Origin of the sequence: Pseudidiomarina indica, from assembly GCF_900104245.1 — a bacterium.
Taxonomy (GTDB): domain Bacteria; phylum Pseudomonadota; class Gammaproteobacteria; order Enterobacterales; family Alteromonadaceae; genus Pseudidiomarina; species Pseudidiomarina indica.
Map to the genome: position 1 here is coordinate 1 of NZ_FMXN01000010.1, position 16,593 is coordinate 16,593.

At 49.5% G+C, this 16,593-nt stretch carries 17 protein-coding genes and 2 rRNA genes; 12 read left to right on the top strand and 7 right to left on the bottom strand.

Annotated features, from left to right (window positions below; genetic code table 11):
- From BLP64_RS08300 to BLP64_RS08325, 6 genes are all read left to right on the top strand, one after another.
- Positions 1 to 79 (top strand): 23S ribosomal RNA (locus BLP64_RS08300); the annotation flags it as partial.
- A 118-nt stretch (positions 80 to 197) separates the two neighbouring features.
- Positions 198 to 312: ribosomal RNA gene (gene rrf, locus BLP64_RS08305) — 5S ribosomal RNA — on the top strand.
- 192 nt (positions 313 to 504) lie between these two features.
- Entirely contained in the window at positions 505 to 2,916 is a 2,412-nt protein-coding gene (locus tag BLP64_RS08310) for a TonB-dependent receptor plug domain-containing protein (protein ID WP_092593604.1), read from the top strand.
- Positions 2,917 to 3,085: 169 nt separating this feature from the next.
- Positions 3,086 to 3,397 carry a hypothetical protein gene (locus BLP64_RS08315; protein WP_092593605.1) on the top strand — a complete coding sequence of 104 codons (312 nt, stop codon included), beginning with the start codon at positions 3,086 to 3,088 and terminating at the stop codon, positions 3,395 to 3,397.
- Between the two features lie 31 nt (positions 3,398 to 3,428).
- Positions 3,429 to 3,857: a copper chaperone PCu(A)C gene (locus BLP64_RS08320; RefSeq protein ID WP_092593606.1), complete on the top strand. Its 429-nt coding sequence runs from the start codon at positions 3,429 to 3,431 to the stop codon at positions 3,855 to 3,857.
- 11 nt (positions 3,858 to 3,868) lie between these two features.
- Positions 3,869 to 4,618, top strand: coding sequence for a TIGR04219 family outer membrane beta-barrel protein (locus BLP64_RS08325; protein WP_092593607.1), 750 nt, complete (start codon positions 3,869 to 3,871; stop codon positions 4,616 to 4,618).
- Positions 4,619 to 4,646: 28 nt separating this feature from the next.
- Here BLP64_RS08325 and BLP64_RS08330 read toward each other — a convergent pair whose 3' ends face one another.
- The 5 genes from BLP64_RS08330 to BLP64_RS08350 are packed head-to-tail and all read right to left on the bottom strand — an operon-like array spanning position 4,647 to position 8,659.
- Positions 4,647 to 5,135, bottom strand: coding sequence for a DUF3299 domain-containing protein (locus BLP64_RS08330; protein ID WP_233340136.1), 489 nt, complete (start codon positions 5,133 to 5,135; stop codon positions 4,647 to 4,649).
- Positions 5,132 to 6,376, bottom strand: a complete 1,245-nt coding sequence (locus tag BLP64_RS08335; protein ID WP_092593608.1) for an ABC transporter permease — start codon at positions 6,374 to 6,376, stop codon at positions 5,132 to 5,134. The genes BLP64_RS08330 and BLP64_RS08335 overlap by 4 nt, the downstream gene beginning before the upstream one ends.
- Positions 6,373 to 7,083 carry an ABC transporter ATP-binding protein gene (locus tag BLP64_RS08340; protein WP_092593609.1) on the bottom strand — a complete coding sequence of 237 codons (711 nt, stop codon included), beginning with the start codon at positions 7,081 to 7,083 and terminating at the stop codon, positions 6,373 to 6,375. Before BLP64_RS08340 ends, BLP64_RS08335 begins: the two co-directional genes overlap by 4 nt.
- A gap of 1 nt (position 7,084) precedes the next feature.
- The gene (gene ppa, locus BLP64_RS08345; RefSeq protein ID WP_092593610.1) at positions 7,085 to 7,615 is read right to left on the bottom strand and encodes an inorganic diphosphatase; all 531 of its coding nucleotides are present in this window, start codon (positions 7,613 to 7,615) and stop codon (positions 7,085 to 7,087) included.
- A 42-nt stretch (positions 7,616 to 7,657) separates the two neighbouring features.
- On the bottom strand, positions 7,658 to 8,659 hold the full coding sequence (locus tag BLP64_RS08350; protein WP_092593611.1) for a class 1 fructose-bisphosphatase: 1,002 nt from the start codon (positions 8,657 to 8,659) through the stop codon (positions 7,658 to 7,660).
- Positions 8,660 to 8,808: 149 nt separating this feature from the next.
- Between BLP64_RS08350 and mpl the strand changes: the two genes are divergently transcribed.
- From mpl to panP, 6 genes are read left to right on the top strand one after another with little or no spacing between them, the layout of a single operon-like run.
- Positions 8,809 to 10,164 carry a UDP-N-acetylmuramate:L-alanyl-gamma-D-glutamyl-meso-diaminopimelate ligase gene (mpl, locus tag BLP64_RS08355; RefSeq protein ID WP_092593612.1) on the top strand — a complete coding sequence of 452 codons (1,356 nt, stop codon included), beginning with the start codon at positions 8,809 to 8,811 and terminating at the stop codon, positions 10,162 to 10,164.
- A gap of 12 nt (positions 10,165 to 10,176) precedes the next feature.
- On the top strand, positions 10,177 to 10,803 hold the full coding sequence (locus tag BLP64_RS08360; RefSeq protein ID WP_092593613.1) for a flavin prenyltransferase UbiX: 627 nt from the start codon (positions 10,177 to 10,179) through the stop codon (positions 10,801 to 10,803).
- Positions 10,800 to 11,747: an ABC transporter ATP-binding protein gene (locus BLP64_RS08365; protein WP_092593614.1), complete on the top strand. Its 948-nt coding sequence runs from the start codon at positions 10,800 to 10,802 to the stop codon at positions 11,745 to 11,747. Before BLP64_RS08360 ends, BLP64_RS08365 begins: the two co-directional genes overlap by 4 nt.
- A gap of 1 nt (position 11,748) precedes the next feature.
- Entirely contained in the window at positions 11,749 to 12,525 is a 777-nt protein-coding gene (locus tag BLP64_RS08370) for an ABC transporter permease (protein WP_092593615.1), read from the top strand.
- Positions 12,522 to 13,226, top strand: a complete 705-nt coding sequence (trmB, locus tag BLP64_RS08375) for a tRNA (guanine(46)-N(7))-methyltransferase TrmB (RefSeq protein ID WP_233340137.1) — start codon at positions 12,522 to 12,524, stop codon at positions 13,224 to 13,226. Before BLP64_RS08370 ends, trmB begins: the two co-directional genes overlap by 4 nt.
- 34 nt (positions 13,227 to 13,260) lie before the next feature.
- Positions 13,261 to 14,922, top strand: a complete 1,662-nt coding sequence (gene panP / locus BLP64_RS08380) for a pyridoxal-dependent aspartate 1-decarboxylase PanP (RefSeq protein WP_092593616.1) — start codon at positions 13,261 to 13,263, stop codon at positions 14,920 to 14,922.
- On the opposite strand, the gene panC is transcribed toward panP, so the two are convergent.
- The gene (gene panC, locus BLP64_RS08385) at positions 14,919 to 15,755 is read right to left on the bottom strand and encodes a pantoate--beta-alanine ligase (protein WP_092593617.1); all 837 of its coding nucleotides are present in this window, start codon (positions 15,753 to 15,755) and stop codon (positions 14,919 to 14,921) included. The two genes, panP and panC, sit on opposite strands and share 4 nt — an antisense overlap.
- Before the next feature lie 5 nt (positions 15,756 to 15,760).
- Complete coding sequence (gene panB / locus BLP64_RS08390; RefSeq protein ID WP_092593618.1) at positions 15,761 to 16,555, bottom strand: 3-methyl-2-oxobutanoate hydroxymethyltransferase; 795 nt, start codon at positions 16,553 to 16,555, stop codon at positions 15,761 to 15,763.
- Positions 16,556 to 16,593: the final 38 nt, after the last annotated feature.

A 16,593-nucleotide genomic window follows, 5' to 3' on the forward strand; every position in this document is an offset into this window, starting at 1 on the left:
ACGACGTTGATAGGCGGGATGTGGAAGCGTAGTAATGCGTTGAGCTAACCCGTACTAATTGCCCGTGAGGCTTAACCATACAACACCGAAAGTGTTTTGGTTGTGTGAATGCGACATAAGTTCGAGCTTTTACCGACGTGATGGTGAGAGTGGCATCGTTTTTATAATCAGTGCGTTGATATTGTTACCAGTTTTTGCCTGGCGGCCATAGCGAAGTGGAACCACCTGATCCTTTCCGAACTCAGTAGTGAAACGCTTCAGCGCCGATGGTAGTGTGGGGCCTCCCCATGCGAGAGTAGGACACTGCCAGGCTTCAAATGCGAACCCCGAGCTTCACCGCTCGGGGTTTTTTTATGCCTACGTTTTACCTTTCTCTACGTCTGAACCGTCTATCTAATAACCATTTGTTCTTGTTTTTTTCTGAGCATTCTCTAAAGTGAAGATGTAACTGGTGAAAAAATATAATTTAATTCACAGCATGATAGTCTTTGGAGAGGCGTCACCATGAAAATATCGACCGTACGTATCGCGCTATTAACCGCCATTTCTCCTGCGTTTATCGTAGCGGGACCGGCAGTGGCACAAACCCAAGAAGAGAATACCGTAGAAGCGGAAGAGCGGATTCAAGTCGTAGGATCTCGATTATCCTATCGAACGGCGACGGATGGTTCCGCACCCGTTGATATTATTTCAGGTGAAGATCTGGCAGCGAGCGGAATCACCGAAACCGCAAGGGCATTACAGTACGCCGTGCCAAGTTTTAACTTTCCATCATCGTCGGTCACTGACGGTTCAGACGCGGTTCGTCCGGCATCGTTACGAGGTTTATCGCCTGACCATACGTTAGTTCTAATTAACGGCAAACGGCGCCATAGCAGTGCCTTGGTGCATCTTAACGGGACCACAGGTCGAGGCAGTTCAAACGTTGACTTAAACGCTATCCCGATTTCAGCGATTAAGCGCATCGAAGTCCTGCGAGATGGTGCAGCGGCATTGTATGGCTCTGATGCTATTGCGGGTGTGATCAATATTGTCTTAAAAGACCAGGCGGAAGGCGGTAGTGTTTCCGTCAATGGCGGCCAAACCTTTGAGGGTGATGGTGAACAATATAAAATCCATGGCAACGTGGGGTTACCCATTGGGCAAGCAGGTTCGTTAACCCTTGCTGCAGAGTACCATCATAAGAATAAAACCAATCGTGCGGGGCTCGACCCACGTCAACAATATCCATTAGTGAATGGCGACCCTGACCCTCGCGAGGAAACCTTTGATCGGTTAAGCCACCATGTTGGGGATGCGTCCTTTGAGAATACCGCCATTTTTGCCAACTTAAAGGTACCGACTTCAGGCGAATCCATGTTTTACGCGTTTGCAGGTTATAGCGATCGAACCTCTCAATCGGGGGCGTTTTATCGCCGCGCCTTGGATGATCGCAACCTAATTGAAGTTTACCCTGACGGGTATTTGCCGTTGTTAACACCAGAAACCAACGATAGCAGTATTGTGGGAGGCTATCAGTTCAAGCTCGGTGACTGGGATGTTGATGTCAGTGCCGGTTATGGCCGCAGTGAGTTTCAGTACCGCTTAGAGAACTCATTGAACGCTTCGTTAGGGCCCAGTACCCCGACAGAATTTGATGCGGGAACCTTAATCATGGAAGAAACCAATGCGTCCATTGATTTTCAGCGGTTTGTCCCGTTTGCTAATAACTCTGATTTGTCCATTGCCTTTGGGGTCAGCTATCGGGAAAACGCCTACGAAATCGAGGCTGGTGAAGAGTCATCGTACATTAATGGAGGCTACGCCAACCGGCCTGGCGGCAGCCAAGGCTTCACCGGGTTTATGCCAGAGTCCGAAGTGGATGAATCGCGAGACAATATTGGCGCCTATGTTGAGTTTGAGAATATGCTGACTGATCGCTTCCAATGGGGCGCTGCCATTCGTTATGAAGATTATTCAGACTTTGGCAGTAATACCAGTTGGAAGTTGTCCGGTCGTTATGACTTCAATGATAATTTTGCGTTGCGTGCAACCGCGAACACCGGGTTCCGAGCGCCTAGCGTGCAGCAAATCTATTTCACCAATATTTCCACGTTGTTTGTGAACCGTAACGGTGAACTGGTGCCTGAGCAGTCGGGAACCTTTAACAATATCAGCCCTGTTGCCCAAGCGTTAGAGCTTGGAGCCCTGCAACCAGAGGAGTCGCAAAGCTTTAGCATGGGCTTGGTGTGGAATGGGGATAATGATCTCTCGTTAACGGTCGACGCGTTTAGAATCGCTATTGATGATCGGATCATTTTATCAAGTTCGTTGATTCCTAGTGACTCCCCAGCGGTTGCGGATGCTTTAGCGGCTGCAGGCGCAGATAACGCACGCTTCTTTATCAATGCCGTTGATACCACCACCACCGGGGTCGATGTGGTGTTGACCAAAGACATCGCCTTGCAACGAAGCGATTTGCGAGTCCAAATGGCCTACGGTTACAACGAAACCGAAGTGGATGGGGTGCACTTACCACAGATTCTGGATGGGTTAGAAGATAAATTGTTTGATAACGTTGAAAGAACTCGCATGACGCGGTCAGTTCCACGTCACAGCGGGGTGTTCTCGCTGACCCATCGGATTCAAGATTTTGAAACGCGCTTAGCCTTTAATTACTTCGGTGATTATGTGCTAGAAAATAATGCGGGTTTACAAACTAAGTTCGGTGGCAAGTGGATTACGGATCTTTCCGTTCGTTATCGCATCACGGACCAATTGAACGTGAGCGTTGGGGGACAGAACTTGTTCGATGTTTATCCTGATGAACAAGATCCGTCGAACCAATTTAATGGTATTTTCATCTACCCAAATACCAACGCACCCTTCGGATTTAACGGTGGCTATTACTATGCGGAGTTAACTTACGCGTTTTAGTCGAGTTCGTCGATTCCACTAAAATATGAGCAAAGCCACTACCGGGAAACCGGAGTGGCTTTTTTATTGGCTTGAAACACCGCTCTAATTGGCTTAAATAACCTGGTACGCTTCTTGCATTTACTCTACTAACGTCATCTATTCTTAAATCAATGTTAGGAGAGAAATTATGAGTCGTCGCAGTTCACGCATTTGGATTGTCTTAGGCGTTCTGGCTGCTATTGTTTTTGCAGACGAAATTTTCAGTCTATTAGGAACAGTCATCGGAGTTCTGTTTAGTATTGGAATTACGGGTTTATTGATCCTTGGCTTAGCGATTGGAGCCTTTGCCCTAGCGCTGTTTATTGGTTGCAGTGTAGGCGTAGCTCTCATTATCGCCAGTGTCGCTTTGGTCTTTAGTTTATTCGGTTGGTTACTGCCATATTTATTAGTCGGCTTTTTAGTTTATTTGCTAGTTCGTAAAAAACCGAATACTGTGTAGGGGAGACTCAACAACCCACATGGAGTAAAGGATGCGCATATTAAGAAGCTTACTACTGGGCGTTTTACTGGTTCCCTTTCACTTACAAGCCGCTCAAGTGGAAATCCATCAGCCTTGGCTGAAGGAGACGATTCCTGGGAGCGAAAATGGTGCCGCTTACCTGACCCTAACGAACACAGGCAGTGAGCCTTTGACATTGGTCGGGGCCTCAACAGCGGCTGCTCGATTAACCGAAATTCACCATCATCGCATGGCGGACGGTATGATGATCATGGAGCAGCTTCCAGAGCTAATCTTGCCCGTTGGTGAACCCGTGGTGTTTCAACCGGGCGGCCATCATTTAATGCTGTTTGGTATTAGTCAACCCTTTAAGCCAGGTGATACTGTGGATTTTGTACTCCAATTTAGTGATGGAAATGAGGTAACATTCACTGCTGACGTACGTTCAATCCACGATTAAAGGATCACACCATGAAAAAACTAGCCATAGCCGCCGCGCTTCCTACACTGTTGTTAGCGGGAACGGCACAAGCCGACACGTTTTTGGGACTCTATGTGGGGGCTCAGGTTTGGGACACCAGTAATAGCGGACAGTTTGGTTCGGGGAATGGCAACCAAGGGTTTGATTTCACGGATGAGAAACAAACCAGTTTCTATGCTGCTTTTGAGCATCCGATTCCGCTGCTTCCCAATATTAAAATTCGGGAAAATGAATTAGTGACCTATGGCCTCACCACGCTCAATCAAGATTTTACCTTTAATGGGCAAGTGTATAGTGCCAATGACACCATCAATAGCTACGTGGATTTAAGCCATACCGATCTCACCCTCTATTATGAACTTTTGGATAATGACCTAGTCTCTTTAGACTTGGGTCTGACCGGTAAAAAAGTGGACGGGTGGCTGTCGATTCGTGAAGGCACTTATGAGAATGGGATTCGCAGTGATGGTTGGGTGCCCACTGGCTATGCTCACTTGCGTGTCGGTATCCCCATGACAGGGTTCACCTTGTATGGGCTTGCGAATGCGGTAAGCATCGATGACAGCGACGTGCGCGACCTTGAAGTGGGCGTGGAGTATCGTTTGGTGGATAGCCTGGCACTGGATTTGCATTTGCAGGTAGGTTATCGCGATATTCAGATTGAATTGGATGACCTCGACGGCATTGATTCCGACTTAAAATTTAAAGGGCCCTACTTAGGATTAGAAATTCATTTCTAAGCGGACCCATGAAGCCCTATGAACGGAATTAGTAATAGGGTTTGACCGTGGCGGCTGTCATCCGATAGCCGACCACTGCAATATCGCCTTCAACCCGCTGTACTTCAATAACACCCTCAACCCAAACCGCATCAAAGGTATCCTCGTAGCGCACACCCGTTGGGAAATCCACCAGTACAATTTGATTGGGGGGTGGGGGTGGCACATGAATACAAGCACCAAAATACGGCACCAACAAAAATTGGGTGACTTTGTCCGCATCGCCCTCAAGCTGAACAACGTACCCCGGAATCCGAATCTTTTTACCATCTAAACTTGGCACCATCGGGGCGTCGAGCTCAGGTTGAATGGCAAGCTCTGGGTTGGCATCGTAGAAGGCTTGGCTTTTCACTGGAGGTGGTTTGTATCCTTCAGGAACTAATTCTTTCCAATGAGTGGTGTGATAGGTGTCGGCGTGGGCGCTCAATGGCATGCAGGCCAGCCATACCATGGCCAGAATAGAGGCAACGTAGTTCATAGTCGAATTGTGAGTCCATCTGCTAACGCGTTACGATAGGCTCGCCACGCGGGAATTAAACTTAACAAAACACCGGCAACGACAATCGCACCTGTCAACGTGAGTTCAGCCGTCGTCAATGGCGTTGCGCGTAATAACATACCAGTGTGTTCTAACAAAAGGTTGGAACCTAAGTGAACGATTAAAAACAGCAAACCGATCCCTAAGCCTACCCCAGCAAGGGTTAACAAAAAAGCTTCGCTGACTAGGAGGCCGAAAATAGTGAGTGGCCCCGCACCAATGGCTCGCAGTACGGCCATTTCTCGGCGGCGTTCTCGCAGACTGGCTAACAATGTCGTCAGCATGCCCAGCAAGCCGGTTGCGACTACGAGCGTTGAAACAGCAAACAAAGCTTTTTCGAAGAGATTCAAAGTACGCCATAACTCAGTCAACGCAAGTCCGGGCATGATCGCGGTGAGGGGCTCCCCACCGTAGGTGTTAATTTGTCGCTGTAGCCGCAAGGCAAGAGGTTTATTCGTTAGACCAATTAAGACCGCACTGAGTGAGTAAACCGGCGGCTCATGAGCATGCTCATGCTCATGCCCATGAGAGGCGTCATCGATAAATTCCCCATGCACTAACCCAAGCCCAGCCAAGGGAATGTAGATGGCTTGATCGGCAGGGGTTGCGGTGGCTGCCAACACACCACGCACTACAAAGGCATGGGTATCATGGTCACTAAAGCTAATCCCCCCAGCACCGTGAGAGATGGTGAGTTCCGCACCGACCGTCAGGTTCATCCGTTGGGCGACTTCGGCCCCAACTACCGCACCGATAGGGTCATCTTCGCTAAACCACGCCCCTTGGAGCAGCTTCAGAGGTTGCTGATTGGCATAGCGAAAGTGGTCAAAATAAGCTGGGGTGGTGGCCACCACAGGATAGCCGGCAAAGCTATCCCCTAAGGCAATGGGAATATGCCATGCAACGCCCGGTAATTTTTGTAAATACTCGTAACTTTCCCAACGGATCGCATTGGTCATGGCGCCAATATGGAACACGCTACTTAACAGCAGCTGGGTGGAACCAGTACGAGGCCCTACAATGAGATCGGTTCCTGAAATGGTGTTGGCAAAGTTTTCTTGGGTTTGGGTGCGAACACGCTCCACCCCAAGTAATAATAAGGTACTGACCGCAATTGCTAGGAGGGTTAACCAAGCGCTTGTTTTCCGATTCATTAAACTAGCAAACGCAAGCCGAATCATTGCTGAACTCCTGTCGCTTGGTTAATTTCACCCAATTCAATCGCACGTTCAAAGTGATGTGCAAGGCTGCCGTCGTGGGTGACAAACAAGAGCGTTGTGCCATGGGCCTGGCAGGCGTCAAACAGAACTTCGATAAAGTTATCCCGATGGTCGCTGTCGAGCGCAGAGGTTGGCTCATCAGCAATAATAAGGGCTGGGTGACCGAATAATGCACGCGCCGCGGCAACTCGCTGCTGTTGACCGACACTGAGTTGATGGGCTGGCCGCAAACTATCTTGTTCGCTTAACCCCAGCTGCTGTAACAGTTGGAGTGCTAATTCACGGGGTGTGCCGGTTGCTTTAGCGAGGCGTTGAACCCGGGCGGGCGCAAATTTTGCTGCCAACATGACATTCTGCACCGCAGATAGGTATGGAAGTAAGTTAAATTGCTGAAAGATATAGCCTATTTCATTGGCGCGTAACCGATCACGTTGCCGCTGCGACAACTTGGCGAGGTCTTGCCCCAGCACCTGAACTTGATTGGGTTTGGCTTGATGAACGCCGGCTATCAGGCTGAGTAGCGTTGATTTACCGGACCCGCTGGCCCCCCGCAATAACACACGTTCGCCGCGTTCAATTTGCAGGTGAGGAATTTGGAGCAGCGGGGTGGAGGCACCTGGCCATTGGAACGCTAATTGACGCAGCTCAATGCAGGTGCCTTGTGTCATGTTACTGCTGCTTGGCACGTTCGAAGGAGGAGACAATTTCGTCTTTAGCGGCATTGATGTCGCCCCAGCCATCAATTTTCACCCACTTCCCTTTTTCTAACTCTTTGTAACGCTCAAAGAAGTGCATGATTTGTGCTTTTAGCAGCTCAGGTAAATCGCCAATGTCTTGAATGTGATCGTATTCTTTGGTCAATTTACTCACCGGTACCGCAATCACTTTCGCATCTTGTCCTGACTCGTCGGTCATATGCAAGACACCAACAGGACGGCATTTGATCACTGAGCCTGGTTGGAGCGGGTAAGGTGTTGGCACCAACACATCGACCGGGTCACCATCCAGTGACAACGTTTCGTTGATGAAACCATAATTGCACGGATAAAACATCGGAGTTGCCATAAAGCGGTCAACCCATAAGGTGCCGGTGTCTTTATCCACTTCATATTTGATTGGATCAGCATTTGCTGGGATCTCAATGATAACATTGACTTCTTCTGGCAGGTTTTTTCCTGCACTGACGTGACTTAGGCTCATGTGCTTTCCTGTGGTTAAAACGATAAAAATAATGGGGTCGTATTATACGGGCTTGCTATCTAATTGCGAACCCTCTTCATAGCGAAGATAGCGCAAACAGGTTGCAACTTCGTTTCTGGCTCCTAAGATAACGCCAACCCGTTGGTGAATATCCGTTGGAACGATATCGAGGATACGTTCTTCGCCACTGTGAGCAGCACCGCCGGCCTGTTCCACCAGCCATGCCATGGGGTTCCCTTCATACAGTAGGCGTAGCTTGTAAGGTTTATCCATGGAGCGCGCATCCCAAGGGTAGGCAAATAAGCCACCGCGGCATAAAATACGATGCACATCAGCCACCATGGCAGCGACCCAGCGCATATTGAAGTTTTTAGCACGCGGGCCACTGGTGCCTGCCAGCAAGTCATCAATATAATTTTGCATGCCTTCTTGCCAATGGCGGAAGTTGGACATATTGATTGCAAACTCAGTGGTTTCAGGCTCAATGGTAAGATTCAGGTTGGTGACCAGAAATTCGCCCACAGTTTGGTCTAAAGTCAGCACTCGGACCCCTTTCCCCGTGGTAAAGACCATCATGGTCGACGGGCCATAAAGAATATACCCCGCCGCAATCTGATTGCGTCCCGGCTGTAAAAACATGCTCGCATCGCGCGGGCCATCTTGCGGCACTGGCAGAATCGAGAAAATGGTACCAACCATGCTGTTAATATCGATATTAGAACTGCCATCAAGGGGGTCGAAGGCCACCAAATATTCCCCTTCGGGGTGGCCGAGGACAATCCCTTCTTCTTCTTCAGACGCCACGGCTGCCACGTGCTGACATTCGAGCAAAATCTCTTTAATTAATTGGTTCGAGAGAATATCGAGCTTCTTTTGGGTTTCCCCTTGAATATTTTCAGATAACGTGGAACCGAGTACTCCTGCAAGCTCACCTTGCCCGACGCGGAATGAAATCTCTTTGGCACAAGTCTGCAATGAGTTAATCACTGATATGAGTGCTTCGTCGACCTGATCGTTACGTAAGGTCGGAGTTAGGCGCTGCATGGAACCCTCTTAATTATTCTGGTTGAATACGAACAGTTGAAGAAATGTGGCTAAGTTTACCGCAATTTTTTGCAAATTTCTTGTGCAGATTAACCGTGTAATTAAGCCCCATGATACACTACCGAAAACAGCGGTTGCGAGAGAGATTCATGCACATTCATATTCTTGGAATCTGTGGCACTTTTATGGGGGGGGTCGCAGCATTAGCAAAGGCTTTGGGGCACCATGTGACGGGGAGTGATCAGCACGTTTACCCGCCCATGAGTGATCAACTGCGGCAGCTTGGGATTGAATTAATTGAAGGCTATGATGCCAGTCAACTCACACCAGCACCTGACTTGGTGATTATCGGTAACGCGTTAAGCCGTGGGAATCCAGCGGTTGAAGCCGTGTTGAATTTACGCATCCCTTATGTGTCCGGCGCACAATGGCTACATGACGCTGTTTTGCAGCATAAATGGGTGCTAGCAGTGGCGGGCACTCACGGGAAAACAACCACCGCCAGTATGTTAACTTGGCTGTTGGACTATGCGGGGCTGCACCCTGGCTTTTTAGTGGGCGGAGTGCTCGCAAATTTCCAGCAGTCTGCACGCCTCGGGGAAAGTGATTTCTTCGTCATCGAAGCCGATGAATACGATACTGCGTTTTTCGATAAACGTTCAAAGTTTGTGCACTATTGTCCGAGCACGCTGATTCTCAATAATCTTGAATTTGACCATGCGGATATTTTCCCAGATTTAAGTGCTATTCAACGCCAATTTCATCATTTGGTCCGTGTGGTGCCAGGTTATGGTCGCATTCTCTATCCGCACTCAAGCCAAACACTGCAAGAAGTACTTGCCCAAGGGGTCTGGAGTGAAACGGTGGGTATGGGCAGCGCCCAAAGCTGGTCAACCGAACTGCTGCATGCCTCAGGCAGCGCCTTTAAAGTGTTTTACCAAGGCGTTGAGCAAGGCATCGTCGAATGGGATCTTATTGGTCAACACAACGTGGACAATGCATTGATGGCGATTGCGGCCGCTCACCATGTTGGCGTTCCTGCAGATGTTAGTTGCGCAGCGCTGCACCAGTATCGCAATACGAAACGTCGTCTAGAATTACTGGGAACAGTGAATCAGGTGAGTGTTTATGATGACTTTGCGCACCACCCCACCGCGATTCAGACGACTCTTGATGGCATGCGTAAAAAAGTTGGCTCGGCACGAATTTTGGCGGTTTTGGAGCCACGCTCCAATACGATGAAGTTAGGCACCATGGCCGATGAGTTGGAGCAGTCATTAGCCCTAGCCGATGAGGTTTTTATGTTGCAGCCAGACCATGTACAATGGGCGGTCACTGACAAAGTACCCCGTGCTTTCGTGGGGCAGACTGTGGCGCAGTTGTTGGCGCTGTTAGGTGAAGCGGTGCGCCCAGGTGATCATGTCGTGATTATGAGTAATGGCGGCTTTGGCGGCATTCATCAGCAGTTATTAACCCAGTTATCTGCCTTGCAGTTGTCAAACTAACAAGGAAATTTCATGAACCAATCCAGTGTCACAGTGGCGATTACCGGCGCCTCAGGTGCGCCTTATGCCATGCGCCTGATTGAATGTTTGCTCGCGCAGCAGCAACACCTGCATGTGGTGATGTCGAGTGCTGCTCGGGTCGTGTTTGCGACCGAACTTGGTTGGCAGTTACCGGCAGCCCCAGCAGCACTGGCCGAAGTGTTACGAGCGCATTTTCAAGTGAGCGACGAGCAATTGCAGGTGTACGGGAAAGAAGAGTGGTTTTCACCTATCGCATCCGGTTCAGCAGCACCCAAACGAATGGTGATTTGTCCTTGTTCAACGGGGACGCTGAGTGCCATTGCGCATGGCAGCAGCGATACCTTAATCGAGCGGGCCGCCGATGTGGTCATTAAAGAACGGGGGCAGTTGATCGTGGTGCCACGTGAAATGCCGCTATCACCCATTCATTTGGAAAATATGCTGCAATTAGCCCGTCTTGGGGTCACCGTTATGCCGGCTGCCCCAGGTTTTTATCACCAACCCACCAGTGTTCAAGACTTGGTGGACTTTGTGGTGGCACGGATACTTAATCATCTTGGTTTAGACCAAACAATTCAGCCGCGCTGGGGTTATGGCGAGGAGTATCATTCGAAATGAAAGCATTATCAATTCGTGGATTAACGAAAACCTATAAAGGGGGCCATGTAGCCCTCAAAGGCATCGATCTCGATGTGCAAGCGGGAGACTTTTTTGCGTTGTTGGGCCCCAACGGGGCAGGTAAATCAACAACGATTGGTATTATTTCGTCACTGGTCAATAAAACCAGCGGTACGGTGTCGGTCTTCGGTTATGACCTGGACACGCAATTGACGGATCTAAAACGTCAAATTGGGTTGGTTCCACAGGAGTTTAACTTCAACCAATTTGAAACCGTGCAACAGATTGTCGTAAACCAAGCGGGGTATTACGGAGTGCCCCGTGAAGTCGCTAAACAACGATCCGAAAAATACCTGAAACAACTGAGCCTTTGGGATAAACGTAATGCACCCGCACGGAACCTATCTGGGGGCATGAAGCGACGCTTGATGATTGCCCGTGCGTTATTGCATGAGCCAAAATTATTAATTTTAGACGAACCCACAGCAGGGGTAGATATTGAATTGCGGCGCAGCATGTGGGACTACCTTGAGGCCATTAACCGTCAAGGTATCACCATTATTCTCACGACGCATTATTTAGAAGAAGCAGAATCTTTATGTCGCAACATTGCCATTATCGATCAAGGCGTCATTATTGAAAACACCTCGATTAAAGGCTTGTTGGCAACCCTCAACCGTGAGACTTTTATTCTGGATTTAGCGCCGACGATGGGGGCTGGAGCAGCAGCTGGCCTGCAACTCGAAGAGTTTCAGTGGCGGGTCATTGATGATCACACCATTGAAGTCGATGTGGAGAAAAGCCAAGGGCTCAATCGCGTGTTTGAGCAATTGAGTGCTCAAGCTATCAAAGTCGTGTCCATGCGTAACAAAGCGAACCGACTCGAAGAGCTGTTTGTTGATTTGGTTGAAAAAGGTCGTCAGCCAGCAGAGGTAGGAGCTTAGTATGCGGTCGTCGATTAGTTATATCGCTTTAAAAACCATTTGGATTAAAGAATGCACGCGTTTTTTGCGTATTTGGATTCAAACCTTGGTGCCGCCTGCTATCACCATGACGTTATACTTTGTCATTTTCGGCAGCATTGTGGGCCAACGGATTGGTGAAATGGGTGGCCGCCCATATATGGAGTTTATTGTTCCAGGGCTGATTATGATGGCCGTGATCACCAACTCCTATGCCAACGTGGCATCATCATTTTTTAGTGCTAAATTCCAACGAAATATTGAAGAGATGTTGGTGGCACCGGTTTCCCCAGCTGTCATTATCGGTGGTTATGTGGGAGGTGGGCTGGCGCGAGCGCTCTTGGTTGCATGCATTGTAACCCTGGTATCGTTTCTGTTTGTGAGCCAGGTAAGCGTCCACAACCTACTGGTGTTGGTGGTTACCGTGGTGCTGACTTCCACGTTATTCTCACTGGGCGGATTGATTAATGCGGTGTACGCTAGATCATTCGATGATATTTCGATTGTCCCGACCTTTGTGTTGACGCCACTAACCTATCTCGGTGGTGTGTTTTTCAGTATTTCCTTGCTGCCAGACGTGTGGCAAACCATCGCCCAAGTGAATCCTATTTTGTATATGGTGAACGCATTCCGCTTTGGTTTCTTAGGAATTTCCGATGTCAGTATAACGGCTGCATTAGGCGTTATTATTGGATTTAACTTGATTCTCTTTATCACTGCGTACACTTTGTTGAAGCGCGGTGTAGGTATTCGCTCGTGACCCAATTATCCCGTCCCGTAACTACGAACCAGCATGGCAACCATGATGATTTGGTTGCCGTTGTGATGCGGCACTTACGCACACCATTTCGTAAGCCTATTCAAGACCATAATCGTGAAGCATTCGATGAAGTGCAAAAGTTGGTGATGGATTGGCAAGGGCCGATTATTCTCGATTCCTGCTGTGGTGTTGGAGAAAGTACGGCAGTGCTCGCTGATCAGAATCCTGACGCGTTAGTGATCGGGGTGGACAAGTCTGCTCATCGTCTTGCCCGTCATGCACATTATGAACGGGCTGCCGCGGGGCAGCGCTACCTATTGGTGCGCGCCGACTTGAATGATTTCTGGCGATTGGCGGTGGCGGCGCATTGGCATCTGGATCAGCATTATATTCTGTACCCGAACCCCTGGCCGAAAGCGGCGCATCTTGGACGCCGTTGGCATGGCAGTCCGGTGTGGCCCTATGTGCTAGGGTTAGGGGGCACCTTGGTGATGCGCTCGAACTGGGCGATTTATTTGACGGAAGTGGCCAGTAGTCTCGCTTTAGTCAATTGCCAAGCCACATTAACGCCGCTGCTGGCGCGCCATGAACCGATGACCCCGTTTGAGCGCAAGTACCAACGAAGTGGGCAGCAATTGTGGGAGTTACGAGCGCAGTTGCCAGAAGACGGTCGCTATTTTTCTGCCATCGAGGCAGAATAATGCCTGCCGTTGTTAGCGAATAAGGACTCTATTTTTGAGCGACAACAAATTTGCTGAAGTCAGCCAAGAAGCGTTATTGAAAATTTTTACGATTCCGGAAGCTCCGGATTCGACGCTTGGGCGCATCGAAAAACATTTGTCAGAGAACCTGATGGGCTTTTTAGGTGAGCGCATTGTTGCGCGTGAAAAGCCATTGCATGAAATTGAACAAAAATTTAATGCCAGTCAGATTCCAGAAGAACCACGGTATGTGTCCGATCACACTGAGTTTTTGCTCAATAATTTAGTCGCCCACTCGGTGAATACAGCGTCACCACGGTTTATTGGCCACATGACGTCAGCACTGCCGTATTTTCTGCTGCCGCTCGCCAAGCTCATGGTAGGGCTGAATCAAAACCTGGTCAAAATTGAAACATCCAAAGCGTTTACGCCCCTTGAACGGAACGTTTTGGGAATGCTGCACCATCTTGTCTATCAGCAAGACGATAGTTTTTATCAACATTGGATGCATAGCGCCCAACACTCCTTGGGCGCCATGTGCTCCGGTGGTACCGTCGCCAACATGACGGCCCTGTGGGTAGCTCGTAACCTTTTATTAAAACCCGATGAACAGTTTGCCGGCATCGCTGCTGAAGGTTTGGCCGCGGGCTTAGCGCATTATGGTTATCGCCGGTTAACCGTCATGGTATCTGAACGGGGGCACTATTCGCTCGGCAAAGCAGCCGATGTGTTAGGCATTGGCCGCCGCAACTTGATCGCTATCCCAGCTGATGAACATAACCGCATTCGCGTGGATGAACTGCGCAAGGCCTGTGCTGAAGTGGTCGCTGATGGCGGGCACGTGTTAGCCATTGTTGGGGTTGCTGGCACCACCGAAACAGGGCATATCGATCCGTTGAACGAGTTGGCGGATGTTGCCGAAGAAGTGGGAGCTTTCTTCCATGTGGACGCGGCGTGGGGTGGGGCCACCTTACTGTCGAAAAATCACCGCCATTTGTTAGCTGGGATTGAACGAGCCGATAGTGTCACCATTGATGCCCATAAGCAGATGTATGTGCCAATGGGGGCTGGGATGGTGCTATTTAAAGACCCTAGCATGGTGCGAGCCATCGAACATCATGCGGAATATATTATTCGACATGGTTCGAAAGACCTCGGCGCCCATACCCTAGAAGGCTCACGTCCAGGCATGGCGATGCTGATTTATTCCGCACTGCATGTTATGGGGCGGCGGGGATTCGAGTTACTGATTGATCAAAGCATCGCTCGCGCCCAGATGTTTGCGAGTTTGATTGCAGAGCAAGATGATTTTGAAGTCATCACCGAGCCTGAGCTCTGTATTCTGACCTATCGGTTTGTTCCTACTCGGGTAAAACAGTTGATTCAAGATGCGACGCCTGAGCAGGTGCGGCGTATTACGCCACACTTGAATGCGTTAACCCGCTTTATTCAGAAGCGTCAGCGTGAAACGGGGCGTTCATTCGTGTCGCGGACAAAACTAACGCCATCACAGTATTATCGTGAGCCCACGGTGGTATTCCGGGTGGTGCTAGCGAACCCGTTAACGACTAAAGAAATGTTAGTAGAGGTGCTGCAAGAACAGCGTGAAATTGCCGCGCAAGCGATGAGCTTACGCGGCGCCCTGCATACAGAACTGCGTGAATTAGGGTTATTGCGTGATGCCGCGTTACGTTAACGGACAAATTGTACGTTATCGATAAGGCGTGTTGTGCCTAAATAGACGGCTGCTAGTAGCACTAACTGGTGATCAGATGGAGTCGCGGCCGCTAAATCTGGAGTGCGTCGCAATTCCAAATAATCTATCCGAAAGCCACTTGCGGTAAGTTGCTCTTGGGCGTGATTTAACACCTCACTGAAGCTGCCACCTGCTTGAATGCGGGTCACGCTTTGCTGGAGCGTTTGATACAACTGAGGTGCGATTGCTCGCTCTTGAGTGCTCAGATACCCATTCCGCGAGCTTAACGCTAGGCCATCCGCTGCTCGTTCTGTCGGCATGCCCACAATAGCAACCGGCAAACTGAGATCGTTCACCATCAAACGAATCACTTGCAGTTGCTGGAAATCTTTCTCACCAAACACTGCGACATCGGGTTGTACCATATTCATCAATTTTGCGACTATGGTGGCGACGCCACGAAAGTGTCCTGGGCGACTGGCCCCGCACAGAATTTCAGAAACACCTGGCACGTCAATATAAGTCTGCTGATCCAGCCCACGGGGGTAAACGTCTGCGACAGTGGGGGCAAAGACGAGGCTGGCGCCACGCTCACTCACGGCAAGGCAATCTGCTTCGAGCGTGCGTGGGTATTGGTCCAGATCCTCATGCGCGCCAAACTGCATCGGGTTCACGAAAATACTGACCACCACTTGGTCGGCGTGCTGTTTGGCTAAATCGATGAGTTTTAAGTGCCCCTCATGCAAGTTTCCCATGGTGGGCACTAGAGCGATCGACGTCTGCTGCTGGGACCGCCATCCCCGTAATTCTTCAAGGCTTTTTAATAATTGCATTGCAATTACTCGAACGAATGTTCAGGCCCAGGGAATGAACCGTCTTTCACTTGTTGGATATAAAGCTGAACAGCAGCGGTTAAATCGCTGGTTTCAGCTAAGAAGTTTTTGACAAACTTTGGTATGTAATCGCTGTTTAAACCAAACATGTCGTGCATCACCAAAATCTGACCATCGGTTTTAGCGCCGGCACCAATGCCAATGACTGGAATGCTTAATTTGCTACTAATTAATTCACCCAGTTCTGTTGGAACGCACTCAAGTACGAGCATCTGTGCACCCGCTTGTTGAACGGCCAATGCTTGGCGGACGGTGTTTTCTGCCATCGCTTGCTCGCGACCCTGAACTTTGTAGCCACCTAGTACGTTAACAGATTGTGGCATGAGGCCTAAGTGAGCACAGACCGGCACGCTCCGCTCAACCAGCATGCGAATGGTATCAACTAACCACTCTCCGCCTTCAAGCTTGACCATATTCGCGCCAGCACGCATTAATTTTGCGGCTTCAAGACATGCTTGCTCAGGTGTGGCACAGGTCATAAAGGGCATATCGGCAATAACGAACGCATCAGGTGCGCCACGACGAACCGCTTCGGTATGGTAGACAATTTGTTCGACTGTGACAGGAAGCGTGGACGTTTGTCCTTGCACGACGTTCCCCAAAGAGTCACCGACTAACATGAAATCAATGCCACATTGGGCGAATAATTTGGCAAAGGTGGCGTCGTAAGCGGTGAGTGAGGTGATTTTTTCACCCGCGGCTTTCTTTTGAATCAATTTAGAAATAGTCATACCTGCCATGGCACACTCCTTAATGGCAATCACATTCGGTCGATTGT